Annotated in this window: 21 protein-coding genes; 17 read left to right on the top strand and 4 right to left on the bottom strand. The window is 64.1% G+C overall.

Translation table 11 applies throughout. From position 1 onward, the window contains the following. Window positions 1-19: 19 nt before the first annotated feature. The 4 genes from AB1286_RS22935 to AB1286_RS22950 all read right to left on the bottom strand — a co-directional run bounded on the left by AB1286_RS22935 (window position 20) and on the right by AB1286_RS22950 (window position 5,955). Window positions 20-229 carry a YgaP family membrane protein gene (locus AB1286_RS22935; protein ID WP_430365542.1) on the bottom strand — a complete coding sequence of 70 codons (210 nt, stop codon included), beginning with the start codon at window positions 227-229 and terminating at the stop codon, window positions 20-22. A gap of 10 nt (window positions 230-239) precedes the next feature. Next, entirely contained in the window at window positions 240-3,473 is a 3,234-nt protein-coding gene (locus tag AB1286_RS22940; protein ID WP_430365543.1) for an efflux RND transporter permease subunit, read from the bottom strand. A 20-nt stretch (window positions 3,474-3,493) separates the two neighbouring features. Next, window positions 3,494-4,537, bottom strand: a complete 1,044-nt coding sequence (locus tag AB1286_RS22945) for an efflux RND transporter periplasmic adaptor subunit (RefSeq protein WP_430365544.1) — start codon at window positions 4,535-4,537, stop codon at window positions 3,494-3,496. A 197-nt stretch (window positions 4,538-4,734) separates the two neighbouring features. Further along, window positions 4,735-5,955: a DUF5621 domain-containing protein gene (locus AB1286_RS22950; RefSeq protein ID WP_430365545.1), complete on the bottom strand. Its 1,221-nt coding sequence runs from the start codon at window positions 5,953-5,955 to the stop codon at window positions 4,735-4,737. Window positions 5,956-6,823: 868 nt separating this feature from the next. On the opposite strand from AB1286_RS22950, the gene tssB reads away from it, so the two are divergent. From tssB to tssK, 17 genes are all read left to right on the top strand, one after another. Beyond that, window positions 6,824-7,360: a type VI secretion system contractile sheath small subunit gene (gene tssB, locus AB1286_RS22955; protein ID WP_430365546.1), complete on the top strand. Its 537-nt coding sequence runs from the start codon at window positions 6,824-6,826 to the stop codon at window positions 7,358-7,360. A gap of 62 nt (window positions 7,361-7,422) precedes the next feature. After that, a complete protein-coding gene (gene tssC, locus AB1286_RS22960; protein WP_430365547.1) occupies window positions 7,423-8,916 on the top strand; it encodes a type VI secretion system contractile sheath large subunit in 1,494 nt (497 codons plus the stop codon). Between the two features lie 77 nt (window positions 8,917-8,993). Further along, window positions 8,994-9,482 (top strand): Hcp family type VI secretion system effector, encoded by a 489-nt coding sequence (locus AB1286_RS22965; RefSeq protein ID WP_430365548.1) that lies wholly within the window; start codon window positions 8,994-8,996, stop codon window positions 9,480-9,482. A gap of 77 nt (window positions 9,483-9,559) precedes the next feature. Next, on the top strand, window positions 9,560-10,009 hold the full coding sequence (tssE, locus tag AB1286_RS22970; RefSeq protein ID WP_430365549.1) for a type VI secretion system baseplate subunit TssE: 450 nt from the start codon (window positions 9,560-9,562) through the stop codon (window positions 10,007-10,009). Between the two features lie 5 nt (window positions 10,010-10,014). Further along, complete coding sequence (tssF, locus tag AB1286_RS22975; protein WP_430367289.1) at window positions 10,015-11,778, top strand: type VI secretion system baseplate subunit TssF; 1,764 nt, start codon at window positions 10,015-10,017, stop codon at window positions 11,776-11,778. Further along, a complete protein-coding gene (gene tssG, locus AB1286_RS22980) occupies window positions 11,760-12,821 on the top strand; it encodes a type VI secretion system baseplate subunit TssG (protein ID WP_430365550.1) in 1,062 nt (353 codons plus the stop codon). The genes tssF and tssG overlap by 19 nt, the downstream gene beginning before the upstream one ends. A gap of 10 nt (window positions 12,822-12,831) precedes the next feature. Further along, window positions 12,832-15,540, top strand: a complete 2,709-nt coding sequence (gene tssH / locus AB1286_RS22985) for a type VI secretion system ATPase TssH (protein ID WP_430365551.1) — start codon at window positions 12,832-12,834, stop codon at window positions 15,538-15,540. Window position 15,541: 1 nt separating this feature from the next. Further along, window positions 15,542-17,467, top strand: coding sequence for a type VI secretion system tip protein TssI/VgrG (tssI, locus tag AB1286_RS22990; protein WP_430365552.1), 1,926 nt, complete (start codon window positions 15,542-15,544; stop codon window positions 17,465-17,467). Between the two features lie 30 nt (window positions 17,468-17,497). Further along, entirely contained in the window at window positions 17,498-18,226 is a 729-nt protein-coding gene (locus tag AB1286_RS22995; RefSeq protein ID WP_430365553.1) for a toxin-antitoxin system YwqK family antitoxin, read from the top strand. A 3-nt stretch (window positions 18,227-18,229) separates the two neighbouring features. Then, the gene (locus AB1286_RS23000; protein ID WP_430365554.1) at window positions 18,230-18,616 is read left to right on the top strand and encodes a DUF4280 domain-containing protein; all 387 of its coding nucleotides are present in this window, start codon (window positions 18,230-18,232) and stop codon (window positions 18,614-18,616) included. Window positions 18,617-18,646: 30 nt separating this feature from the next. Further along, entirely contained in the window at window positions 18,647-18,853 is a 207-nt protein-coding gene (locus AB1286_RS23005; RefSeq protein WP_430365555.1) for a hypothetical protein, read from the top strand. 20 nt (window positions 18,854-18,873) lie between these two features. Beyond that, window positions 18,874-19,866 carry a substrate-binding periplasmic protein gene (locus AB1286_RS23010; protein WP_430365556.1) on the top strand — a complete coding sequence of 331 codons (993 nt, stop codon included), beginning with the start codon at window positions 18,874-18,876 and terminating at the stop codon, window positions 19,864-19,866. A 28-nt stretch (window positions 19,867-19,894) separates the two neighbouring features. Further along, window positions 19,895-21,172, top strand: coding sequence for a dicarboxylate/amino acid:cation symporter (locus tag AB1286_RS23015; RefSeq protein WP_430365557.1), 1,278 nt, complete (start codon window positions 19,895-19,897; stop codon window positions 21,170-21,172). A gap of 9 nt (window positions 21,173-21,181) precedes the next feature. Continuing rightward, window positions 21,182-21,892: an aspartate/glutamate racemase family protein gene (locus tag AB1286_RS23020; protein WP_430365558.1), complete on the top strand. Its 711-nt coding sequence runs from the start codon at window positions 21,182-21,184 to the stop codon at window positions 21,890-21,892. Beyond that, the gene (locus tag AB1286_RS23025) at window positions 21,889-23,310 is read left to right on the top strand and encodes a dicarboxylate/amino acid:cation symporter (RefSeq protein ID WP_430365559.1); all 1,422 of its coding nucleotides are present in this window, start codon (window positions 21,889-21,891) and stop codon (window positions 23,308-23,310) included. Before AB1286_RS23020 ends, AB1286_RS23025 begins: the two co-directional genes overlap by 4 nt. Further along, on the top strand, window positions 23,307-23,831 hold the full coding sequence (locus AB1286_RS23030; RefSeq protein WP_430365560.1) for a hypothetical protein: 525 nt from the start codon (window positions 23,307-23,309) through the stop codon (window positions 23,829-23,831). The genes AB1286_RS23025 and AB1286_RS23030 overlap by 4 nt, the downstream gene beginning before the upstream one ends. Window positions 23,832-23,912: 81 nt before the next feature. Continuing rightward, entirely contained in the window at window positions 23,913-25,244 is a 1,332-nt protein-coding gene (gene tssK, locus AB1286_RS23035) for a type VI secretion system baseplate subunit TssK (protein WP_430365561.1), read from the top strand. The last annotated feature ends 4 nt before the right edge of the window (window positions 25,245-25,248 follow it).

The raw sequence follows: 25,248 nt of genomic DNA on the forward strand, positions 1-25,248 counted from the left end.
TGCGCCGTGCATAGGGCGTTTATGCACCGCCGCGCACGCCGAGCTTGCGCATGACGATTTCCATCGGACACCACTGCGTGAAGCCGCTTTGCAACAAGTTGGCGCCGACGAAGGCCGTGGCCCAGAGCCACCAGGCGCTGACGAAAAAGGGGCTCGCCGGGGCGCCGAGCGAAAGCGTGACGAGCACGATAAGGCCGGCGCCGATACGGGTGATTTGCCAGGAAGTCATCATGGGCTCCTTACGCGTCGGGAGGAGAAGTCGGCTCGACGGCGACGCGGTGCCGATAGGCCGTGTAATAGAGCAACGGGATCACGACGAGCGTGAGCAGCGTCGAGACGAGGATGCCGAAGATGAGCGAGACGGCTAGACCGTTGAAGATCGGATCGTCGAGGATGAACAGCGCGCCGATCATCGCCGCCACGGCGGTGAGCACGATCGGCTGCGCACGCGTGGCGGCCGAGCTGACGACGGCGTCGCGAAACGGGATCCCTTCGGCGAGTTGCAGGTTGATGAAGTCGACGAGCAGGATCGAGTTGCGCACGATGATGCCGGCAAGCGCGATCATGCCGATCATCGAGGTGGCCGTGAACTGCGCGCCGAGTAGGGCATGGCCCGGCATGACGCCGATGACGGTCAGCGGAATCGGCGCCATGATCACAAGCGGGGTGAGATACGAGCCGAACTGGGCCACGACGAGCAAATAGATCAAAACGAGCCCGACTGCATAGGCGATCCCCATGTCGCGGAACGTCTCGTAGGTGATCTGCCATTCGCCGTCCCATTTGACCGAGAAGCCGCGATACGGGTCGTCCGGTTGGCGAACGAACCATTCGCCGAGCGCGCCGCCGCCCGGGACCTGCAACTTCGCCAGCGCGCCGCGCATGCCGAACATGCCGTACAGCGGACTGTCGACTTTGCCCGCCATGTCGCCCACGACGTAGGTCACCGGCAGCAGGTCTTTGTGATAGATCGGTTGCTCCACCTGCGTCTCGCGCGCTTGGACGAGCTCCGACAGCGGGACGAGTTGTCCTTTGGCGCCGCGCACGGCGAGCGCCAGCAATGCGGCCGAATCGCCGTCGAGCGAGGCGGGCAGCGCAAGGCGTACGGCCGGTGGATACTTGCTGCCGTCGCGAACGTAGGTGACGTCCTCGCCGCTCAAGCCCGCGCGCAGCGTTTGCGCCACGTCTTGCTGCTCGACCCCGAGCAGTCCTGCTTTGCGCCGGTCCAATTCCAAGTCGCGCTGGGGCGCCGGCGCGACGGTGCTGTCGTCGACGTCGACGACGCCCGCGGTGGCGGCGAACACGCCGCGCACGGCATGGGCCAAGGCGTTGCGCTCGGCGATGTCGCCGCCGTACACCTCGGCCACGATCGGCGCGAGCACGGGCGGCCCCGGCGGCACTTCCACGACTTTGACGCGCGCGCCCTCGCGCTCGGCGATCCGTTCGAGCGCCGGCCGCACGAAAGTGGCGACGGCATGGCTTTGCCGGCGGCGCTTCGATTGATCGACGAGATTGACTTGGATGTCGCCTACGTTGCCGCCGCTGCGCAAATAGTATTGGCGCACGAGTCCGTTGAAGTTGATCGGCGCGGACAGGCCGGCATAGGCTTGATACGTCGCGGTTTCGGGTACGGTGGCGAGGTAGGCGCCCATCTCGTGCAGTACCGCGCTCGTGCGTTCGAGCGGCGTGCCGGCGGGCATGTCGACGATCACTTGAAATTCCGACTTGTTGTCGAACGGCAGCATCTTCAATACAACGAGTCGCGTGGCGGGCAGCACCAGCGACAGCACGATCGCGCCGGCCACGCCGAGCCACAGCAGCATGCGATTTCGGCCGCCGCGCGCGTCGTCGAGGAACGGGGCGAAGAGCGTGTTGAACCATGGCAAAAGCTTGCCGCGCAGATCGCGCCGCGCTTTCCCGCCGTTCTCCCCATGCCGGGCGTGAGCGAACCACGTGCGAGATAGCCAAGGCGTGACGACGAATGCGATCGTTAGCGAGATCGCCATGCCCATGCTCGCGTTGATCGGAATCGGGCTCATGTAAGGGCCCATCAGCCCGCTGACGAACGCCATCGGCAGCAAAGCCGCGATCACCGTCAAGGTGGCAAGGATCGTGGGACCGCCTACTTCATCGACAGCGGGGGGAATCAGTGCCGTGAGCGGCGCCTTGGGATCGAGTAGTTGATGTCGATGGATGTTTTCGACGACGACGATGGCATCGTCGACCAGAATGCCGATCGATAGGATCAACGCGAACAGCGAGACGCGATTGAGCGTGAACCCCCAGGCCCAGGAGGCGAACAGCGTGGCGGTCAGCGTAAGGATCACGGCCGCGCCGACGACGATGGCCTCCCGCCAACCGAGTGCGAAGAGCACGAGCACCACCACCGAGGTCGTCGCGAACGCGAGCTTTTCGATGAGCTTCAGGGCTTTGGCGTTCGCCGTTACGCCATAGTCGCGCGCAACCTCGATTTTCACGTCGCCCGGTATCACGGCGTTGCGCAGCGTGTCGACGCGGCGCAGGACATTGCGCGCAACCGTGACGGCGTTTTCCCCGGGCTTTTTGGTCACCGTGACCGAGATCGCCGGATATTCCGTGCGATGTGCGCCCGCGAGTCCCTCCCATACGTAGCGCGTGGCGGCGGGCGGCCCGTCCTTGATGGTGGCGACGTCGGAGACGAATACGGGATGACCGTCATGGACCGCGACGATGACGTCGCCGACGTCGCGGGCGTCGGTCAGCACGGGGCCGCTCTCGATATGCACATTGCGGTTGTTCCGAACGAGGTCGCCCACCTCGGCGCCGGCGTTGGCGGCGGCCAACACGCGCCGCAAGTCGTCCACGGTCACGCCCGCCGCACGCATCCGGCCCGGATCGAGCAGTACGTTGACCGCCCGGTTCGGGCCCCCGAGCGTCGTCACGTCGCGCGTGCCCGGTACGCGCTTGAGTTCCGCCTCGATCGAATGTCCGACGCGTTCCAAATCGTAGGCGTTGCCGTCCGCCCGCGTCGTGTAAAGCGTCAATACGACGATGGGGACGTCGTCGATGCCTTTCGGCTTGATGAGCGGGGGCAACACGCCGAGATTCTTCGGCAGCCAATCTTCGTTAGAGAACACCGTGTCGTACAGGCGCACGAGTGCTTCCGTGCGCGGCACGCCCACTTTGAATTGCACCGTCAGCACCGCGAGGCCCGGCCGGGACACCGACATGACATGTTCGATCCCGGTGATGCGAGAAAGTACCTGCTCGGCGGGACCGGCCACCATACGCTCCACGTCGCGGGCGCTTGCGCCGGGGAACGGCACGAGCACGTTGGCCATCGTCACATTGATTTGCGGCTCCTCTTCGCGCGGCGTCATTGCCATCGCGAACAGGCCGAGGAGCAGCGCGACGAGCGCCAGCAACGGCGTGATCCGGCTCGCTTGGAAGAAACCGGCGATACGGCCCGAGACGCCGAGTTTGGGCTCGTTCATGGCGAGGGCGTCCGTAGGCGTCAGCGTTTGGCCGCGGCGAGCGGTTCGAGCGCGATGCGCTCGCCGAACGATAGGCCGGCCAGCACTTCGACCTGATCGGCGCTCGTCTCGCCTAGCCGCACCTGTCGAAGCGTCGCGCTGCCATCGTCGGCCACGACATAGACCGCATCCACTTCGGTGCGGCGCACGACGGCCGATAGCGGCACCATCAAGCGCGGATGCGGCGCGCCGATCGGGAAATGGGCACGTGCGAACATCCCCGGCCGTATGCCATTGCTTGTCGATGGCGGCAGGGCGAGACGAATCTTGATCGAATCGCTCTGAGGGTCGGCAAGCGGCAAAATCGTGACTGAACTTGCGGTTTGCCAGCGATCGGGTTCGGGCAGGTCCGGCAATTCGATGCGCGCGGGCGAACGCATCTGCAATAGGGCAACGCGCGATTGCGGCACGGTCGCGACCGCGCGCAGCGCGTTCGGATCGAGCACCGTGACGAGCGGGGTGCCCGGCATTGCCATCGACCCGAGTTCGACATCCACGCGGGCGACGATGGCCGCGTAGGGCGCCGAGATGCTATGCAGCGTAGGCTCGACGGCGGCTGCCCGTGTTTGCGCAAGCCGAGACGTGGAGATTGCCGCGGCCGCTCGATAGCGCGCTTGAGCGCGATCGAGTGCCGCCTGGCTCACATATTTGCGTGCGAATAGCGTTTGCGTTCGCTCGAGCTCGCGCCGGGCGACGTCGAGATCGGCTTGCGCCGCCGCTGCCTGCGCGCGAACGGCCGCCAACTGTTGGTCCGCCGCGCGCTGATCGACGGTCACGAGCGGTTGCCCGGCGCCGACGCGATCTCCCGCTTTGACGTAGAGCGCGGTGACGCGCCCCGGCACTTGCGCGGCGATTTCCGTTTGTCGCGTCGATTCGACGACCGCATCGGAGACGAGTTCGTCGTAGCGCTGCGTGGGGACGAGGACACGCGTCGCAAGCGCTTCGGCTTGAACTTGAACGGCGATGGCCGCGCCGCACGCGGCGAGCAACAGCCACCGCCAGCGTATCGAGTGTCGCTTGTTCATGGTTCGGCAACCGTGGGTCGTCCAGATGAAAGCTTGCCGCTAACGGATGCCGTTTCCGGCATAGCGGTCTGTTCATCTTGACCCTACGGTCGCCGGCGCAGTTGACTCAGGTCAACGTCTTGCGCGGAGCGGACCGGTTGAGCTCAGCCCGGTCGATTGGCGGCGGATTGCTCGGACTACGGAACAACCTTCGACGCTCAAGCGTAAAGGCCCATGCCGGACATGCTGGCGGTCAACTGTCGCCCCGAGATATCGATCGCCTGCACGCCGCCGCCCCGGATCGGGAGCAGCACGGTGGGGACCCCGCCGAGCGTGGTCGGCTGAAAGCCGATGTCGATCAGCGACTGCTTCAACGCCGAATAGAATCCGGCTTTTCTATAGTCTTGAATGACGGCTCCCGTGTCGATCCCTTGGTTCTCGAACACCCACATGTAAAGCGCGGGGAGCATGCGCTTGAATATGCGCCGATGGTGCTCGTTAATAAAGAAATCCGAGAATTTGACGTACTGGTCGACGCGATTGTTCAGGAAGTCTCGCGTTTTACGAGCGCCTAGCACAGCCTGCGAAAAACCGGGGCTCGTCTTCTTATAGCCCGGCATCTTCGATTTCATTTTTGCATAAAGATTGCATTGCTCCAATCCATTGTAATCGGGCGATGGAGGAGCCGTGAATCGCGTGCCGAAATGATCGATAAATTTCCATGCGAGGAACCAGACCATCTGCGCCGATTCGCCGAGCTCTTTCTTTACGCTTTTATCGAGATTGACTTGGCCGCTGTGATTGCCCGGGAACGGCACGTAGATCGCGTTGGTCGCGCCGTTGGTGAACGTGACGCGCTTGGCATCCTGCGGCTTAAAAAAGCCGCGCGTCTCGTGCATCGAGAGGACAGATAGGTAGTTCTTGACGTTGCCGCGAATTGTGCTGGCATCGTCGTCGCTCTTGTTCCCGATGCCGGCAACGGGATCGACCGCGAAAATGTTGACCGCGATATCGGGGAAAATCTCGCGAAGCTTGTAGGCAAGCTTCGTACACGTGACCGCACCGCGGCTCCATCCGAGCATATTGATTGTTTTCGGCGCGGGATTCAGTTGCGCGATCGTCGCGACCGCGTGCATGACGTTATCGTCCCAACCGGCTCCCGTCATTACGCCTGTGGCTTGCCAATTGTGATGGGTGTGCCCCATCTCTTTCGAGCCGAAAAACGCTTTCTTTTGCTTGTCGCGTGTGAACGGATTGAATTGCCCTGGAATGGCGCTTGTCGTCGGGTTGCTGCCGGGACCGTCGCAGATCAGAAAGTCTTGGTATTCGAGGCCCGCCGCCAAGCGGCCGAATTCGGCCACGATTTCCCCTTGGCCATCTCGGCTGGCGCAGGTTCCGTGATTAAAAACGGTGAATACGGGCGGTTGAAATGCGGGCATGGGTATTCACCTTTGGTTGACTTTAAAAGTGCGATTTATTGGATCGAGTCACACGTTTCTGTTTGGCCGATGTGAGATCCCAGAACAGGATAGCAGTGAGTTCGCGCGTGGGGCAATGACCTCCGGCCACCGTGGCCGTCGCGTGGGTGCAGCGGAGCGTCGATGTGTGTTTGCCCAGCCTTCATTCCACTGAAAGAGAGATAGGGTAGGAGCGCCGTTTATGCTGCTCTGGGAGCGGTTTCAGCCCAAACACCCGGGTGTCCGGGGCTCGCAGGTATTTGTACTTTTTCTACGAAAAGCGAGCGGCGAACGCATCGCGCAACTAGGGTTTCCACGTAACTTTGCTTTCGCCGCCACACGCATAGATTTCAAATTCTTTCTTAACATTTTGTGCGAGCGACTTGGTCCCAAATTTGAATAGCGGGTGTCTGTTAGATACGCCACACTTTTTAACTTTTCTATGCTAGAGTCCGGCCTCAAAGACACCAGAACAGAAGTTTGCTAAGCGTGACGGACCACATCAGCTTTCCAACACAGGACCAACCCACGGATCTTCGAACGTCTACCGTTTGAGTAAGCCATTAAGAGGCACGCGCGGCGTCTGACGATGTTCGCGCTCGCCTCCGCAGTGAATCGGTATGCGGTCGGGGGGGCGTGCCGGTTCATCGCCGTGGCTGGGAAATCGGTGCGACGCAACGGCCTACCCGGCTTGCCTTCGCGTCGCCTGTTGTCCCGGCATCTTCAGGGGTGATTTTTTCTCCCCCACCGTAGTACCCGCCCCCCTACGAATCCGAGTCATTTCATCGCCAAGCGCTATGCATGCCGCGATGTCGATTGCGTGTTTGTCTTTTTCAGTCCGGAGGGGACCATGTCCAATAGTTTGCAGAAGTGGGTCGGGCGCAATCGTCCGCCGCGCGTCCAGATCACCTATGACGTCGAGATCGGCGACGCTGTCGAAAAGCGCGAGTTGCCGTTGGTCGTCGGCTTGCTCGCCGACCTGTCGGGCCAGCCGGCTACGCCGCTGCCGAAGTTGAAGGAACGGCGTTTCGTCGAGGTGGACCGCGACAACTTCGACGAAATCATGGGCAAGGTCGCGCCGCGTCTGGACCTGTCGGTGCCGGACACGATGAAGGGCGAGGGCAACCTGAAGGTCGAGCTCAAGTTCAATCAGTTCTCCGATTTCCATCCCGAAAGCATCGTGCGTCAAGTGCCGCGTCTGGCGAAGCTGCTCGAAGCGCGTCAGCAGTTGCGCGACTTGCTCGGCAAGCTCGACGGCAACGACGAACTCGATTCGATTCTTGAGCGGATCGTTCAGAACTCCGAAGAATTGAAAAAAGTGCAGAGCGAGGCGAACGGCGGTGCCGCCGGCGCCGAGCAGGCAGCCGAAGGCGCGCCGTCGGCATGAGCGGCGCGACGCGGGCACGCGCCCGTAGTCGCTGATGCAACGAACTGACAAAGGACTACCAGATGGAAACGAATTCCGCCGTCGAATCGTCGGCCGCCGGCGCCACGACGAACGCAGATTTGAGCCTGCTCGACCGTATCGTGCTCGAAGGCAACATGGCCGTCGAACCCTCGCAAGGCGTCTATGCGAAGAAGCTGATCGGTCAGCTCGCATCGCAGATCCTCGACGAAGGCATGCGTACGAGCCCCGATAAGGGCGTGGTCGCGATGATCAACGAGCGTGTCGCCGAGATCGACAAGCTGCTCACGGATCAATTGAACGCGATCATGCACGACGAGGCGTTCCAAGCGCTCGAAGCCTCGTGGACGGGGCTGCACGACATGGTCTACGGCACCGAGACGAGCACGCGCCTGAAGCTGCGTCTGCTCAACGTCACGAAGAAAGAATTGCTCAAGGACCTGGAGACCGCCGTCGATCACGACATGAGCGTGCTCTTCAAGAAGGTCTACGAAGAGGAATACGGCACGTTCGGCGGGTATCCGTACTCGCTCTTGATCGGCGATTACACGTTCGGCCGGCATCCGCAGGATATCGCGCTGCTCGAGCGCATCTCGAAGGTGGCCGCCGCCGCGCACGCGCCGTTCATCGCCTCCGCCTCGCCGAGCCTGTTCGACCTCAAGTCGTTCACCGAGCTAGGCGTGACGCGCGATCTGTCGAAGATCTTCGAAAGCGCCGAGCTCGCGACGTGGCGTAGCTTCCGCTCGTCGGAAGACTCCCGCTACGTTTCGCTCGTGCTGCCGAGCTATGCGGCGCGCCTGCCGTACGGCGCGAAGACGAAGCCGGTCGAGACGTTCAACTTCGAGGAAGACGTCGACGGCTCCGATCACGGCAAGTACCTGTGGGCGAATTCGGCCTATCAAATGGGCCTGCGCATTACCGATGCGTTTGCCAAGTACAGCTGGTCCACCGCGATTCGCGGCGTGGAAGGCGGCGGCAAGGTCGACGGTATCGCCGCGCATGCGTATAAGACGGCCGAAGGCGACGTCGTGCTCAAGTGCCCGACCGAGGTGACGATCACCGATCGTCGCGAGAAGGAACTCAGCGACCTGGGCTTCATCGCGCTCGTCAACTCGAAGGGCTCGAACTTCGCGGCATTCTTCGGCGGCCAGACGACCAACAAGCCGGTGCTCTACAACAAGGACGAAGCCAATGCGAACGCGCAGCTTTCGGCTCGCTTGCCGTACGTGCTGGCCGCGTCGCGTTTCGCGCACTACCTGAAGGTCATCATGCGCGACAAGGTGGGCAGTTTCCAGACGCGCGGCGGTATCGAGGCGTATCTGAACAACTGGATCTCCGATTACGTGCTGATCAACCCGTCGGCATCGCAGGAGCAAAAAGCTCGCTTCCCGCTCGGCGAGGCACGCGTGGACGTGACGGAAGTGCCGGGCAAGCCTGGCTCCTATCGTGCGACGTGCTTTATCAAGCCGCACTTCCAGATGGAAGACCTGACGGCTTCGATTCGCCTCGTGGCGGATCTGCCGGCGGCGGCCGCCTAACGGCAAGCGACCTATGAATGCGCGGCGCTCTCCAGAGCGCCGCGGCTCCTTTCGCCAATTATCGAATCGGATCAAACATGGATACAGTCATCCTGCAATTCAAGGACATCAAGGGCAACTCGATGATCGACGGCTACGCCGACGGCATCATCCTGTACTCGTTCAGCCACAGCGTCAGCATGCCGATGAATTCGGACACGTCGAACACCGAGCGCACGATGGGCCGTCCCTCGTTCAGCGAGTTCTCGGTCACGAAGGCGACCGACCAAGCCACCCCGGCGCTGTATGCCGCGTGTGCAGCGGGCACGAAGCTCGGCGACGCGACGATTTCGATCGGCCGCAACGAAGGCGGCAAGTTCATGTTGCTGATGAAGTACGTGCTGACCAACGCTATGATTTCGCACATCAGCACGGGCGGCGGCAGCTCGGAAATGTCGGATTCGGTCACGATCCACTTCACGCAGATCACGTCGCAGTACACGCAGCAAAGCACCGATTCGACGAAGAAGGGCAATGCGTCGTTCGGTTGGGATCTTGCCGCGAACAAGGCGGCCAGCGCCTCGTAATCGAAACGAAGCGCGGTGCGCCGCCGCAATGCGGCGCACCCGGCTACCGTTAGTACCGTTAGTTGAACGCACACGTTATGTCGACCCTCCGCCACGGCTATCCGATGCCGCTATTCGAGCGTCTCGTCGAGGATACCGGCGCCTGGCTCGAAGGGGAGGGTGCGCTCAAGCAATCGGTGGCGCGCGAGCTCGCGCGCCTGCTGAACGCACGCTCGCGCCTGACGATGGCGGAGTTCGCGCATAGCGATTGCGGCGTGCTCGACTACGGCGTGCCCGATTTTTCCGAACGCTCGTTGCGCTCGGGCGCGGATCGCGACGCGATTCTCGCGGCAGTCCGCCGCGCGATCGCGCTGTTCGAGCCGCGGCTCGTCAACGTTGCCGTGAAGTTCGGCTTCAAGGATGAGATGAGCCGCGATGCCGTGCTCATCGTCGAGGGCGATATTCGCGTGGAGCGATCGGTCGAACACGTGTTTTTCGAATTGGCGGCCGGCGCCGGCGAGAGCCGGGACGACCCGGATGGATGCTGAGCGACATGGCGCCGGACGACATTCTTCAGTACTACAAACGCGAGCTGTCCTACTTGCGCGTGCAGGGGGCCGACTTTGCGCAGCGCTACCCTAAAGTCGCCGCGCGTCTCGCGCTGCACGGCACGGAATCGCTCGACCCGCATACCGAACGGCTCATCGAAGCCACGGCGTTCCTGGCCGCTCGCGTTCATCGCGACCTCGATCAAGCTTTTCCGCAAATCGCATCCGCGCTGCTCGAGAACGTGTGCCCGTCGCTCGCGCAAAGCGTGCCGTCGATGACCGTCGCGCAGTTCGAACTCGATCCGACCCAAGGCAAGGTGACGGCGGGTTTTCGCGTGCCGCGCCATACGGGGTTGTCGGCACTCACCGAAACGGGCGAGGCGTGTCGCTTCCGCACCGCTTGGGAAACCGTGCTGTGGCCGCTTTCGATCGCCGATGCACGCTTTGGCGACGACTCGACGCTGCGCCTTCGCCTCGACTGCGACGCCGGTGTCGACTTCTCCGAACTCGAGGTGCGCACGCTGCGGTTGCATTTGCACGGCGACTGGATGGTGACGATGCCGCTCTACGAGTTGCTCGTCTCCAGCGTCGCCAGCGTTTCCCTTGCGCCCGAGGGCGCGCCGCTCGTGCGGCTCGCGCAAACGGCATGGCGCGAAGTGGGGTACGCCGAAGAGGATCGCGTGCTGCCGCAACCGGCGCACGCTCATCCGGCCTATGGGCTGCTGCAAGAGTATTTCGCGTTCGCGCGCAAATTTCACTTCTTCGATTTAGAGGTGCCGGCGGGGGCGTTCGGCCGCGGCCGCAGCTGCGAAATCGTGCTCCATCTCGATCGTACGCCGCGCTCGCTCGCGCACATCGGCGCGCAGCATTTTCGGCTCGGCTGCACGCCCATCGTCAATCTCTTCGCGCAGACCAGCGAGCCGATCGTCGTGGGCGGGCGCAGCTACGAGTACCGTCTCGTCGCCGAGCAAAAGCGCGAAGCGATCACGGAGATTCATTCGATCGTCTCCGTCATCGCGTCAGATCCCGTGGCGGATCGCGCGACGGTGCTGCCCGGTTATACGGCGGTCGATCGCATGGACTTGGACGGCGGACAGAAGCCGTCGACGTTTTGGTTCGCGCGCCGCGAGCACAGTGTGCGGGGCAACGTGCCGGGCGTCGACACCTACTTGAGCTTCGTCGATGCGAGCCGCAATTTTGCGGCGCCGGCCGCGCCGGTCGTCTATGCGAACGTCCTCTGTACGAACCGCCGTCTGGCCGAACACGTGCCGGTCGGCGCTCGCATGCTCGTCGAGCGCGTGTCGCGCAATGCGCACGTGCGATGCCTGTACGAGCCCACCGCGCAACGCGAACCGGCGCTGGGCAGCGAGACGCTTTGGCGGCTGGTGTCGGTCTTGACGCGCAACTACCACTCGCTCGTCAGCGGGCCGAACGGCCGGCGCGAGTTGCAGGAGATGTTGACGCTGTTCGCCTCGGACGGCTTGCGCGAGCAAGACCAGATTCGTGGGATCAGCCGCATTGGAGCGCGCCATGTGACCGCGCACGTCGGCACCGACGCTTGGCGTGGATACTGCCGCGGCACCGAAGTGAACATCGAGTTCGATGCCGATGCGTTCGTCGGCGGCTCGCCGCTTTTGATGGCTGCCGTGCTCGCGCGTTTCTTCGCGATGTGCACGTCGGTCAACTCTTTTGTCCGGCTCGTGGTTTGCCGTGGAGACGAGATATGGAAGCAATGGGAACCGATGACCGGTTGCCAACAGCTGCTCTGATCGCCCGGCTCCTCGCCCATCCCCACGATTTCGACCTATTCCAGGCGATTCATTTGCTGGAATGCGCGCAATCGTGGGCGCGGCCGCTTGGGACGGGCGACGGGACCGACGAGGCGGTGCGCTTCGCCGGTCATGTCTCGCTCGCCTTCGAGCCGAGCGATATTCGTGCCGTGCGATCGCAGACGGCGCAGCCCGAGCGCACGACCTATACCGTGAGTACGGCGGCGATGTCGCTCGCCGGCGCGAGCGGACCGCTGCCGTTGCCGTTCACGGAATGGTTGCTGGCGCGACGCGCGGCGCGCGAGACGGCGATGTCGGATTTCCTCGACATCTTCAATCATCGCTTCCTTTCGTTCCTTTATCGCAGCCGGCAAAAACATGCGCCGGGGTTGAACGCACGCGCGCCCGACGACGCGGCGCTCACCGCGTGCCTCGACGCGCTAGGCAACCTGGGCTTGCGTGCCGGCGAGCGTGGGCCGGGCGGCGCGCGCCGCTGGCTGCGTCACGCAGGCTTGCTCGGCGGCGCGCCGCGCTCGATGGCCGGATTGCTGGCCATGCTGTCGGATCGGCTTGGCGTCGCGGTGCGGGGCGGTCAATTCGTCGGCGGTTGGCGCGAGCTCGATCCGCGCGATTCGGTGCGGGTGTCGGGGCTCGGCCGCGGTGCATCGCGTTTGAACGGCCGTGGCGTCGTCGGGCGGCGCTGCTGGGATCAAGCGGCCGGTATCCGCATCGAGTTCGTCGATCTGCCGCCGGAGCGGTTCGAAGCGCTGTTGCCCGGCGGCAAATTGCACGAGCTGACCGCATGGCTCGTGCAATCGTATTTGGAGCAAGACCTCGACGTTCACGTGGTGCTGCGGCCCGCGCCGGGGCAAGCGGCCTGTGCCGTCGGCGGCGCGGGCGCCGCTCGTCTCGGTTGGACGTCCTGGCTGGGCGCGCAACGTCCCGCGACCGCGGAACCCGCGGCACCGGGACCGCGCGCACCGGCCCGATTCACCTTGCGCATGACGCCGAGCGCGGCGCCATGGCGACCATCGAACGCGTAACCGAACCACTATGGAAATCGACATCCGCACTTTGGTGAGCCGTCTCGATCCGGCATGCAAGCACGCGATGGAGCTTGCCGCGCAATTGTGCGTGCGGCAAACGCATTACAACGTCGACGTCGAACACTTCTTGCTGCAACTGCTGGAATCGGATGCACCCGATCTGCGCGTGATCCTCGAGCATTTCGAGGTCGCGAGCGCCGAAGTATGCGCACAACTTCAAAAGGCGGTGGATCAGTTCAAGCGCGGCAACGGTCGTACTCCTGCGCTGTCGCCGAACTTTTCCCGGCTGTTTCAAGAAGCGTGGCTATTGAGTTCGATGCTGCTCGGTCAGCAGCAGATCCGTTCGGGCACGGTGCTGCTGGCTTTGCTGGAGGTCGATAGCTTGCGCGGATTGCTGATCGATTCCGCGCCTTCGCTGTTGAAGATCCCGCGCGCGACGCTGCGCGAATCGCTCGCTGCGGTGCTTGCGGCATCGAACGAAGACGGCGGCCCGGCCGCCGCCGCGCCTGCGGCCGGTGCGTCGCCCGGCGGACAATCGCCGCTGCCCGCGATGCCGACGGCCGCCGGCGGCAAGCCGGGCGGCTCGGCGCTCGCGCAATACACGGTCGATCTGACGGAGTTGGCGCGCGAAGGCGCGATCGATCCGATCTGCGGACGCGATCTCGAGATTCGCCAACTGATCGATGTCCTGCTGCGTCGGCGTCAAAACAATCCGATCCTCACGGGCGAGGCCGGCGTCGGCAAGACGGCCGTCGTGGAAGGGTTCGCTCAGCGCATCGTGCAGGGCCAGGTTCCCCCCGCGCTGCTGAACGTGACCGTGCGCTCGCTCGACCTCGCCCTGTTGCAAGCCGGTGCGGGCGTGAAGGGCGAGTTCGAGAATCGGTTGAAATCGGTGATTGCCGAGGTGAAGGCGTCGCCGGTCCCCGTAATTCTGTTCATCGACGAGGCCCATCAGCTGATCGGCGCCGGTGGGAGCGAAGGCCAAGGCGATGCGGCCAATCTGCTCAAGCCCGCGCTGGCTCGCGGCGAGCTGCGTACGATCGCGGCCACGACTTGGGCCGAGTACAAGAAGTACGTCGAGCGCGATCCGGCATTGGCGCGCCGTTTCCAAGTCGTCAAGGTCGACGAGCCGAGCGAAGCGGTCGCCATCGAAATGCTGCGCGGCATGGTGCCCAAGCTCGCGCATCACCATGGCGTGGAGATCGTCGACGAAGCGGTGCGCGACGCGGTCAAGCTTTCGCATCGGTACATCTCGGGGCGTCAGCTGCCCGATAAGGCGATCAGCGTGCTCGATACGGCCTGCGCGCGCGTGGCGATCGGGCAAAGCGGCGTGCCGGAGGACATCGAAGCGCTCGGCCGTGCGCTCGAATCGGGCGAAAACCAGTTGCGGATCTTGCGTCACGAAGCGGCGACGGGCGCCGATCATGCCGATGCCATCGCCGCTTTGACGAAGCAGCTCGAAGAGCAGCGCACGAAACACGCGCGGCTCACGGAAAAGCTCGCGACGGAGCAGCGCGCCGTGGAAGAGATCCTCGCTTGGCGGCGCAAGATCGCGCGCCAGGTGGATTCGGATTCGCCCGAACCGGCCGAAGAAGGCGAGGAGGGCGAGGATGGGCCATCGCTGCTGGCCAACCTCGGCCGCCTCGAAAAAGGCCTCGAGGCCGTGCAGAACGACGAACCGATGGTACCGGTCTATGTCGATTCGACGATGGTCGCGGAAGTGATTTCGGGCTGGACCGGCATTCCCGTCGGCCGGATGCTGGCCGACGAGCTGCATACGGTGCTCTATCTTCACGACAAGTTGGCCGAGCGCGTCGTCGGCCAGGACGAGGCGCTCGACGCCATTGCCCGCCGCGTGCGCACGTTCCGCGCCGACCTCGACGATCCGGGCAAACCGGTCGGCGTGTTCTTGCTGGTCGGCCCGAGCGGCGTCGGCAAGACCGAAACGGCCGCCGCGCTGGCCGATACGCTCTACGGCGGCGAGCGCAACATGATCACCGTGAACATGTCGGAGTTTCAGGAAGCGCACAGCGTGTCGGGGCTCAAGGGCGCGCCCCCCGGCTATGTCGGATACGGACGCGGCGGCGTGCTCACGGAAGCGGTGCGGCGCCGTCCCTATAGCGTCGTGTTGCTCGACGAAATGGAGAAGGCGCATCCCGACGTGCTCGAGCTGTTCTTCCAGGTCTTCGATAAAGGGGTCATGGAAGACGGCGAAGGCGTGCCGATCGACTTCAAAAACACGCTGATCCTGCTGACCTCGAATGCAGCCCAGGAGATCATCACCGAAGCGAGCCAAGGCGGACGCCGTCCTGCGCCTGAGGAGTTGATCGAGCGGTTGCGGCCGGCGCTCTTGCGCCAGTTCAGCCCGGCCTTTTTGGGCCGGCTCGTGCTCGTACCGTACTACCACCTCGGCGACGCGCAGATCGCGGCCATCGTGAATTTGAAGCTGAACCGGCTTGCCGAGCGCTTCTCTCGCAACCATCACGCGGAGCTCACCTGGGACGACGATTTCGCCCGCGTGATCACCGAGCGTTGCAAGGAAGTGGATAGCGGCGCGCGCAACGTGGACCATATCCTCACGCAGATCGTGTTACCCGAGTTGGCGCGCGAAGTGCTCGAGCGGATCTCGCTGGCCGAACCGTTCGCCGCCGTCCATTTGGCGTTCACGCCGACGGGCAGCCTCGCGTTCAGCTTCACGGCGAGCGACGGAGCTTGATATGCCGCAGGTGACGACGGTTCAAACGGGCAGCTTTCTCTCGGTGAGTTCGCCGTTCGGCGCGGACGTGCTCGTGCTCGAGGGTTTCTCGGGCCGCGAGGCGATCTCCGAGCCGTTCCATTTCGAGCTCAGGATGCGCTCGACGAACACCGCGCTCTCGCCGGCGTCCATCGTCGGACAAAGCGTAACGGTCACGGTCCAAACGCAAGGCGGCGCGGCGCGCTATTTCAACGGCATCGTCACGCGCTTCGCACAGGTGGGTGCCGATGCGGCGAACGGCTACTATTCGGCGGCCCTGGCGCCGCGTTTGTGGCTCGCCACTCTCGGCAGCGACCGCACGATCTATCAGAACCTCAGTGCGCTCGATATCGTCCAGCAGGTGCTTTCGGGCCTCGGCATCACCGTCAAGAAGAGCACGACAGGTACCTATGCCGTGCGCGAGTACTGCGTCCAGTACGACGAAAGTCCGTTTCAGTTCGTCTCGCGGCTGATGGAGGAGGAGGGCATCTTCTACTTCTTCACGTTCGCGAACGGCAGCCATACGATGGTGTTGGCGGATAGCCCTTCGGCGCACGAGCCGACACCGAATGCGTCGCAGCTTTGGGTCTCCAGCGACTCGGTCGCGCATAGCCCGGCCGAGCGCGTGAGCGCGTTCGAACTCGTCACCGGGCTCACCGAGCGCACGCATATCGTCGCCGATTACGACTTCACCTCGGCGGCTATTTCGACGGCCACGTCGGACGCGACGAGCGGGACGACGAACGGCACGCGATACACGTTCCCCGGCCGCTATGCGCAGGCATCGGACAGCACGCGTACCGCGGATCTGCGGCTTGCGGCGCAGCAGGTCGGTCAGCAAACCGGCAAGGGTACCAGCGTATGTTTCGCACTGACGGCCGGTTCGAGCTTTAACCTCGGCGGCCATGCCAATAGCGCGGTCAACGCGAGCTACGTCGTGCGCGCGGTCGAGCATAGTGCGACGAACGACCAGTACAGGAACGAATTCGTGGTGTTTCCCTCTTCGGTTCCATTCCGCCCGCCGCTCGTCACGCCGCGGCCGGTTGTGGCCGGCAACCATACGGCGACCGTGTCGGGATCGTCGGGCGAGGAGATTTGGACCGACGCCTACGGACGCATCAAGGTCAAATTTCATTGGGATCGTTCGAACACCCAGAACGAAAACACGTCGTGCTGGGTACGTGTCGCGCAGACCGTCGCGGGCAACGGGTGGGGACACTTCTTCCTGCCGCGCGTGGGCCAAGAAGTGATCGTCAGCTATGTCGACGGCGATCCCGATCGTCCGCTCGTGACGGGCTGCGTCTACAACCAGTCGAGCACGCTGCCGTACGCGATGCCGTCGATGCAAACGCGTAGCACGATCATGTCGCGTTCTTCGAAGAGCGGTACGGCGGGCAACGAAATTCGCATGGAAGACAAGACCGACAGCGAGGAGTTGTATCTGCACGCGCAGAAAGACATGAATGTCTCGATCGAAAACGCGCTGGCAACGACGGTGATCGCCGGTAACGAGACCCATACGGTTCAAAAGGGCGATCGCACGGTCGACGTGCAGACGGGCAAGGAAACGCACACGGTCAAGGGCACGCGCTCGCTAGACGTCACGGGCGACGAGACGCATACGAACCACGCGAAATTTACGCATGACGTGACCGGCGATTACACGCTGAAGGTCAGTGGGAATTTGACCATCGACGTCAGCGGTTCGATCACGTTCAAGTCGGGTACGTCTTTTAGCTCGAAAGCGGGGACGTCGATGGCGAACGAAGCGGGTACGACACTCGAGAACAAAGCAGGCACGACGCTCACGATCGAAGGGCTCGAATTGCAGGGAAAGGCATCGGCGACGGCCACGGTCGACGGCGGTGGAATGCTGGCCCTGAAGGGCGGCCTCGTCAAACTGAATTGACGTCGCCCCTATCGTTCGAAATATATCGCCATGACCGATCTCGCGCCCAACCGTTCGCCGCTTGCTTCCGCCACGCCCCCGGAGGCGCAGGGTCGCGTCGTCGTCGAGCAACGCGATGCGAAAGGCGCGATCGTCGGGCGCGATGCGCTACTGAACGGCGTCCCGCATGGGCCGATGGCGCGCTGCACGCCGGATGGTGAGCCCACGTTCGAAGCGCACTACGCGCACGGGGCGCTGTCCGGGGCGATGCGCGCCTACGATCCGCCGGGCGTGCTCGTCAAGGAGGCGCATTACGTCGACGGCAAGGAGCATGGCGTGACCACGCTCTACCAGGACGGGCGCGTGGCCGCACGGCAAGCGTATGTGGCCGGCGTGCTGCAAGGCGAGAGCGTGTCGTATGCGCCGTCGGGTCAAGTCACGTCGCGGCTGCCGTATCGCGCGGGCAAACTCGAAGGCGAAGCGGTGTTTCTACACGAAGGCGTCGTCGTGCGGCGCGCGTGCTATCGCACCAGCGTGCTCGAGGGCGAAACGCGCGAGTACGCCGCCGACGGCACCTTGGTGCAGAGCCTGCCCTACCACGCAGGATTGCTGCATGGGACTGCACGGCGATTCGATCCCGATGAGCGTGTGATGGCGGAGCGCCGCTACGTGAACGGAAAACCGCAAGAAGTCTGGCGCGAGATCGACACGCCCGTTGCCGGTCAGGCTGCGGGCTTGCCGAAAATCGTCTCGAACTTCGAAAAATGGGTAAAGGGCTGATCGATGGGCATCTTGGTTACCGCCGGCACCATGTTGAAATGCAGCTTCGGCCTGGCGCCTTCATCGCTGAACGTGTTGCCGACGTCGTGCGTCATGGCCGGTGCGCCGGCCGCGACCATCATGGACAACGCGCCCATGGTCAACGTGCTGCCGTTCGGCATGTGCAATTGCCCCGCTAACCCGACTGTCGCGGCGGCGACCGCGGCGGCAATGGGCGTATTGACCCCGATGCCGTGCGTGCCCGCCACGGCGGCGCCTTGGATGCCCGGTTCGCCAACGGTGCTGATCGGCGAGATGCCGGCGCTGCAAAACGATTCGACATTGATGTGCAACTGGGGCGGCGTGATCCAGATCGTGGCGCCCGCGCAATTCACCACGATGGTTCCCTGAGGACGAACGGCGATGCCTTATGTGTTTTCCATGACGACTCGAATGGCCACGATCGCGGCGTGCTGCGTCTTGCTGCTCTGTGTCTTGCTGTTTTTGCTCGGCGTCGAAATCGGCGCGCGTTATGTTGCGCCCGCCCAGGCGTCCGGCACCCCTGCCGCAAGCGAACGCGCACCCGTGCCCGCCAGTGCGGATGCGCCTACCGCCGCGTCCGCCGCACCTGCTTCCAACGCTTCTTGAAACTGCAAACGGTAATCGCTATGCCTACGCTTCACTTTTCGGGTCTCGCTTCGCTCAGGCGCTCGGTCACGGCCCGCGCGGCGCGCGCGCATACGCTTGCGCTCGCGCTCGCGCGCCGCGTTGCCGCCGCCGCTTTCGCGACGATCGTCTCGCTCATCGCCGGCACGCATGCCGCGAACGCCGCCGGCACGCCGGCGCCCGTCGCCGCGCCCGCGCCGGCGGCCAGCGCGCCGCTTGCGATGACGGCGACCGGGCTCGTGCGCATGCCCGACGGACGCTTGCTCGCACCCGAATTCGCCCGCATCGTGAGTCGCGGCGAACTCGTGGTCGCGATGCTCGGCGTGGACCAGCCGCCGTTTTTCGAGGTGCGCAACGGCCGCCTGCAAGGCATCGACGTCGATATCGCGGACGAGCTCGCGGCAAAGCTCGGCGTCAAGGTGCGCTTCAATCGCGACGCGAAAACGTTCGACGGCGTCGTTGCAGAGCTTGCGAACGGCGATGCGGATTTGGCGGTCAGCAAGTTGTCGCGGACATTGGCGCGGGCCGAACTGATCAGCTTCAGCACGCCCTACGTTCGGCTGCATCGCGCGCTGTTGCTGAATCGTTTGAATTTCGCGCAGGTCGCACACGGCCGGCCCGCGCCCGAGGTGATCCGCTCGTATGACAGCACGATCGGCGTCGTCATGAATTCCTCGTATTCGCAGTACGTCCAAACGAATTTCCCGAACGCGAAGGTCAGGGCGTATCCGAGCTGGGATGCATTGCTCGGCGGGCTCGATAAGGGCGAGGTGACGGCCGCGTACCGCGACGAATTCGAAGTCAAGCATGTGCTCAAGAGCGATCCCACCGCCTCGCTGAAATTGCGCGTGGTGACGCTGGACGACCTCGAAGATCCGATCGCGATCGGGGTGAACGTGTCCACGCCCGCGTTGCTCGCGTTCGTCAATCAATTCCTGGCGGAACGCAGCAAGAAACTCGACGTAAAGACACTGTTGCAAGCCACCGATAACTAAAACAAAAGCGCGCTTTGGAGACCGGACGATGAATATGAACAAACTCTACGCCCTGGCGGTGAATCCGTGGGTAGTGATCGGCAGCTTGGCGCTCGGCAGCGCCTTCGGCCTGTTGTTGCCGTTGATGGCGCAACGGCTCGACGTGATCGGCGATCTGTACGTCAACTTGTTGAAGATGACGACGTTGCCGTTCATGGTGTCCGCCGTGATCTTCAGCTTGCAGCGCCTGTTCCGCGACGGCGGTACCTCGCGCTTGCTGCTGCGCGTCGTCATCGTGATCCTGGGCGCTTCGGCGACGGTCGCGGTGGTGGGCGCGATCGTGCTGCTGACGATGCGGCCGGGTGCGAACCTCTCGACCGCGACGATGCAAACGTTCGGTGCGATGGTCGGCAGCGACGCGTCGGGCACGAACGAAACCGTCATGAGCCTGTACGGCACGGATACCGTGCCCAAGACGGTCGGCTTCACCGATATGCTCAAGAGTTTGGTGCCGAGCAACATCTTCGCGGCGCTCGCGAGCGGCGACGCATTAAAGGCGCTCGTGTTTGCGCTCTTGTTCGGCTTGGCCGTCGGCCGCGTGCCCGAACGGATTTCGGTGGGCTTGAGCCAGGCGCTCGAGACGGTCTATCACGCCTGCCAAAAGCTCATGCACTGGCTCAGCTACCCGCTGCCGCTGATTTTGTTCTGCATGAGCGCGGCGCAACTGGGCAAGTCGGGTGTCGGGCCCTTGCACGCAATGTTGCAATTCGTCATCGCATTTTTTATCGTCGCGGTATTGTTGCTCGTGCTGGCGGCCGCGATCATTTGGAAACGCTCGGCCAATTCGCTCGGCGGCACGCTCGATGCGCTGCGCGCGCCGTTCGCGCTCGCACTGGCGACGCGCAATAGCGCGGCCTGCATGCCGAGCATGATCGAAAGCTTGGTCGACCGCCTCGGCTTTGCTCGTTCGCGCGTCGAACTCATGGTGCCGCTGACGGTGTCGCTGCTGCGCGTCGGCCCGATGGTCTACTACGTCTGCGCAACGCTATTCGTCGCGCAGCTTTATGGGCGTCACCTTGGCGTGGCCGAAGTCAGCACTGTCTTGCTCGCATCGATTCTCGCGGGCTTCGCGTCGGCCGGCATGACCGGTCTCGTGACGGTTTCGCTGATCGGCATGACCTGCGTCTATCTGAGTTTGCCGTTCGAGGCGGCCTTTATCCTGTTCCTCGCGGTCGACCCGTTGTGCGACATGCTGCGTACGCTGATTCTGGTCATCGGCAATACGGCGGCCGTGTCGGTCATTTGCCCCCGGCCGCTCAAGCTCTAGGATCAGGCCATGGCGCTAATTGGCATCCTGGGCGGCATGGGGCCGCTTGCCACCGTCGATTTCATGGAGCGGGTGATCGCGTTGACGAGCTCGGCCGGGGCATCGCGCGACCAACAGCATTTGGAGCTGCTGGTCGCCCACCTGCCGCATATTCCCGACCGGTCCGAAGCGATGCTCGGCAACGGCGAGAGCCCGTTGCCGGCACTGCTGCGCGGGATCGACATGCTCAACCGCAACGAGGTCGAGCTGATCGTTATCCCGTGCAACTCGGCGCATTACTGGTACGACGCAATGCGCACGCACAGTCGCGCACCGATCATCCATATCGCCGAGGCGAGCGTGGCGGCGGTGCCGGAGGGCGTATCGCGCGTCGCCGTGCTTGCCACCGGAGGGACATTTCGATCGGGCCTTTACCAGCGGATGCTCGTGGCCCGCGGGCTGGAATCGGTCGATCCCGACGCCGCGACGCAAGAGCATATCGACGCCTGTATCCGCGAAGTGAAGGCGGGCCGGATCGGCATATCGGCCGAACATCTCGCGGCGGCGCTCGATTGGCTCCTCGCGCACGGTGCGCAGGCGATCGTCTGGGGCTGCACCGAGCTGCCGCTCGCCGCGCGGGAGATGGACGTTCCCGCGATACCGGTCATCGATAGCACGCTCGAACTTGCCCGCGCGACCGTGTCGTACGGTCTAGCGCGCGGCTGGAATTCGCCACGATGAACGCGCTGAGACGACTGCCCAATTCCGCGCCGGTGCTGCTGCTGTGCGTATTGCTCGGCTGTGTGGCCGGTGCGTTCGTCGAACCGGTGGGCGCCGCCGCCTATGCCCTCGGCCAGATCTATATTTCGCTCGTCACGATGGCGGCGGTGCCGCTGCTCGTCGTGGCGATGTTTTTCGGGTTGCGGCAACTGCTCGCGCTACCGCGCCCCGGTCTGCGTATCGGCACCATGTTGACGTTGGCGATCGCGCTCGTTGCACTGTGCGGCGTCGCCGGTACGATTGCAGGCGTGGTTGCCGCGCCGGGGCTCGATTTGTCGGCGGCCGCGCATGACGTACTCGGCCGGTTGATCCTCGCGAGCAGCGGCAACGCCGGCGAAGTGCGCATGGCCTTGTTCGCGCAAGGGGCGCAGGCGTCGACCGAAGGCGCGTTCGCCCTGACCGATGTCGTGCCCGATAACTTCTTCGGCGCGCTCGCGAACGGCCGGGCGCTCGGCATTCTGACCTGCACCATTTTCTTCGGCATGGCGTTCGCCGCGCTTTCGAGCGAGCAGACGAAGGTGCTGAACGGGATCTTCGAAAGCATCTACCGTGCGCTCGAAGCGCTGATCGACTACGCGAATCTGTTGTTGCCCGTGCTCGTGTTCGGGACCGCGGCCCATTTGGTCGCGCATACGCCGCGAGCGTTGCTCTCGGCGATGAGCGGGTTCATTGGGGTCTTCCTCGTCTTGGCGGGCGGGTTGTCGTGCATTGCGATCGCGGCAATCGCGATGCGCACGCGCGTGTCGTTCGTGCGCGCGCTCGCATGCCTGCGCGCGCCGATGCTTGTCGCGTTCACGTCCGGCACCGCGACGGCGGCGATTCCGCACACGATCGAAGCAATGAGCGCAAAGCTCGGTTGCAGTCGCGGCGTCGCGGAACTCGTGGTGCCGTTCGGTGCGGTCTTCGTGCGCGCCGGCTCCGCGCTTTATTTCGCCTTGGTCACCGTATTCGTCGCGAACCTTTATGCGCATTCGCTCGACGTCGCCGACTATGCGATGATCGGCGCCGCCGCCGCGGTGGCCGCGTTCGCGTCGGCGGGGCGCAACGGGGCCGGCGGCATCGTGGCGGCGGGGATCGTCTTATCGCTGCTGCGCTTGCCGGCCGAGGCCGCCTTGGTGCTGTTCGTCGCGATCGATTTGATTTGCGACGGACCGCGCAATTTGCTGAGCTTGCTGTCCACCTGCGCCGTGGTCGCCTTGGTGTCGGCGGGTTTGCAGCCGGATCGCGCCCCCGCATCCGCGCAAGCCACCACGCTTTATGGCGAATCCGCGTTGGTACGCCTAGCATTTACGCGAGCGCAGCTCGCGTTGGTGGCGCTCTGCGCGGTATTGGCGGCTTCTTTGATCGTAGTCATGGGTATAGGAGTGGGAGCAAGATGACGGACTGGCGACGCTGGGCGCGGCGGCAGCTCTTCGCACGCGGCGAGACGGGATCCCTTAGGCGGTGGGCCGCGGGGTTCCTGACCGCGCTGTGCTTCACGGGACTCTCCGGCTGCTCGATGCTGTTCCCGTCGGGCGACAAAGTGAAATGGGACGAGCTGACGCTCGCGGCCAGCGACGATGCGAACAACGACAGTCCCGTCGCGGTCGACGTCGTGTTCGTGACCGATAAGGCCCTGCTCGCGCGCGTGGCCGAGCTGCCCGCTTCGAAATGGTTTGCCGCGCGCGGCGATTTGGTCGGCACGTTCCCGGACGCGATTCGCTACCAGAGCTGGGAGCTCGTCCCGGGCCAGCGCCTCGTGGTGCCCAAAGACAAGCTGCGCGGACCGCGCGTGGCGGGTGTCTTCGTATTCGCGGACTATCCAGGGCCGGGTGCCCATCGCGTGCGAGTCGAGCGATTCGATGGCCGGCTCGTCGTGCAACTCGGCGACAACGCATTTTCCGTTTCGAGTGTCAAATGACAGAGCTTCGCTGTGCTTTCGATTTCCGGCGCGCCGCGCCTTCGTACGGCCGGGCCGTTCTCCGTGATGCGGGGTGCCGTCATGCCTGAACGACTGTTGCCCATCGTCGAGCGCGTCGAATGGTTCGAGGGGATGATGCTCGCCCCGCAGCATTTTCAGTTGCTGGGGGCGCGCGTCGATTCGCTCGTGGCATGGCAAAGCCTGACGGCCGCGCCGTTCAGCTGGGGCGTGCGGCGCCTCGTATTCGACGAAGGCTTGCTCACAGCCGGCGTCGTGCGCGTGCTCGCGCTCGAGGCGATCATGCCGGACGGCACGGCCGTCTCGTATTCAGCCGAGTTCGCGCAGCAGGGACGACTGGAGCTGTCGCTCGCGCCGTTCGCCGAGCGGCTCGCGACGACGCAGCTCGAGATCTATCTCACGCTGCCGGTGGCCGCGTCGATGCGCGGCGAGGCCGAGCTGCGCCGGTTCCGTTCGGTGCCCGGCGAGCCGGTCGAGGACAGCACCTCCGGTGCGCCGCCGGCCGACATCCCTCGCCTGGTGCCGAATCTCGCGCTCGAGGCCGGCGAGATTCCGTCGGGGCGTTTCGTGTCGTTGTGCCTCGGCACGGTCTATAAGGACAACGAAGTCGTCAAGCTCGGCGAGCGCCAGCCGCCGTTGCTCGAAGTTGCGCGCGACAACCCGCTGTGGACGGCCGTTGCCTCGTTGCTCGGCCAGGTGCGCGGCAAGGCCGCGTTCGTCGCGCGGCAGACGGCGATTCCCTCGTCGAAGGCGGACGATCGGTTGACCCAGCTCGAACTGAAGGATCGGTTACGCAGCTTGCTCAGCGCGCTTCCGTTGGCCGAGGCAGTGTTGCGCACGCCGCATTTGCATCCGCTCGCGCTTTATCACGCGCTGGCGGCGCTGCACGGCTCGCTTTCGATGCTCGCGCCCGGCGGCATGCCGCCCGTGCCGCCCGATTACGACCATGCCGATCCGCTCGCGGTGTTCACGCCGCTCCTGAGCTCGCTGCGCGAGGCGATCGCGGAGGTCAGCGAAGGGTATCGCGAACGCAAATTCCATTTCGGCAACGACCTGTTCGACATCGTCGTTCAGCCGCAATGGGTGGACGGGCGTCTCGTGATCGGCCTGCGCGGCCAATCGGATCGCGATCTGTTGGCCTGGATGGACGGCGCCGTGATCGGCTCCGAGTCGGTCTATGCCTCGTTGCGTAGCCGGCGCGTGCTCGGCGCCGTGCGCCGGCCCGTCGAGTATGCCGAAGAACTCGGCATCCGGTCGGGTTCCGGTTATCTGTTGTTCGAGGTTGCGGCCGATCCGATGCTCGTTCGGGCGGGCGAGGCGCTTGTCATCGGCAATCCGAACGAAGGGGCGAGCGCACAGCGCCCTCAGGAAATGTTGCTGTTTACGAAAGACTGACGAT

Origin of the sequence: Trinickia sp. NRRL B-1857, from assembly GCF_050470685.1 — a bacterium.
GTDB lineage: Bacteria > Pseudomonadota > Gammaproteobacteria > Burkholderiales > Burkholderiaceae > Trinickia.

What these genes read in the sequence shown, in the direction of transcription:
- AB1286_RS22935 (WP_430365542.1), bottom strand. Translation starts at nt 229, where the DNA reads ATGACTTCCTGGCAAATCACCCGTATCGGCGCCGGCCTTATCGTGCTC.
- AB1286_RS22940 (WP_430365543.1), bottom strand. Translation starts at nt 3,473, where the DNA reads ATGAACGAGCCCAAACTCGGCGTCTCGGGCCGTATCGCCGGTTTCTTC.
- AB1286_RS22945 (WP_430365544.1), bottom strand. Translation starts at nt 4,537, where the DNA reads ATGAACAAGCGACACTCGATACGCTGGCGGTGGCTGTTGCTCGCCGCG.
- AB1286_RS22950 (WP_430365545.1), bottom strand. Translation starts at nt 5,955, where the DNA reads ATGCCCGCATTTCAACCGCCCGTATTCACCGTTTTTAATCACGGAACC.
- tssB (WP_430365546.1), top strand. Translation starts at nt 6,824, where the DNA reads ATGTCCAATAGTTTGCAGAAGTGGGTCGGGCGCAATCGTCCGCCGCGC.
- tssC (WP_430365547.1), top strand. Translation starts at nt 7,423, where the DNA reads ATGGAAACGAATTCCGCCGTCGAATCGTCGGCCGCCGGCGCCACGACG.
- AB1286_RS22965 (WP_430365548.1), top strand. Translation starts at nt 8,994, where the DNA reads ATGGATACAGTCATCCTGCAATTCAAGGACATCAAGGGCAACTCGATG.
- tssE (WP_430365549.1), top strand. Translation starts at nt 9,560, where the DNA reads ATGTCGACCCTCCGCCACGGCTATCCGATGCCGCTATTCGAGCGTCTC.
- tssF (WP_430367289.1), top strand. Translation starts at nt 10,015, where the DNA reads ATGGCGCCGGACGACATTCTTCAGTACTACAAACGCGAGCTGTCCTAC.
- tssH (WP_430365551.1), top strand. Translation starts at nt 12,832, where the DNA reads ATGGAAATCGACATCCGCACTTTGGTGAGCCGTCTCGATCCGGCATGC.
- tssI (WP_430365552.1), top strand. Translation starts at nt 15,542, where the DNA reads ATGCCGCAGGTGACGACGGTTCAAACGGGCAGCTTTCTCTCGGTGAGT.
- AB1286_RS22995 (WP_430365553.1), top strand. Translation starts at nt 17,498, where the DNA reads ATGACCGATCTCGCGCCCAACCGTTCGCCGCTTGCTTCCGCCACGCCC.
- AB1286_RS23000 (WP_430365554.1), top strand. Translation starts at nt 18,230, where the DNA reads ATGGGCATCTTGGTTACCGCCGGCACCATGTTGAAATGCAGCTTCGGC.
- AB1286_RS23005 (WP_430365555.1), top strand. Translation starts at nt 18,647, where the DNA reads ATGACGACTCGAATGGCCACGATCGCGGCGTGCTGCGTCTTGCTGCTC.
- AB1286_RS23010 (WP_430365556.1), top strand. Translation starts at nt 18,874, where the DNA reads ATGCCTACGCTTCACTTTTCGGGTCTCGCTTCGCTCAGGCGCTCGGTC.
- AB1286_RS23015 (WP_430365557.1), top strand. Translation starts at nt 19,895, where the DNA reads ATGAATATGAACAAACTCTACGCCCTGGCGGTGAATCCGTGGGTAGTG.
- AB1286_RS23020 (WP_430365558.1), top strand. Translation starts at nt 21,182, where the DNA reads ATGGCGCTAATTGGCATCCTGGGCGGCATGGGGCCGCTTGCCACCGTC.
- AB1286_RS23025 (WP_430365559.1), top strand. Translation starts at nt 21,889, where the DNA reads ATGAACGCGCTGAGACGACTGCCCAATTCCGCGCCGGTGCTGCTGCTG.
- AB1286_RS23030 (WP_430365560.1), top strand. Translation starts at nt 23,307, where the DNA reads ATGACGGACTGGCGACGCTGGGCGCGGCGGCAGCTCTTCGCACGCGGC.
- tssK (WP_430365561.1), top strand. Translation starts at nt 23,913, where the DNA reads ATGCCTGAACGACTGTTGCCCATCGTCGAGCGCGTCGAATGGTTCGAG.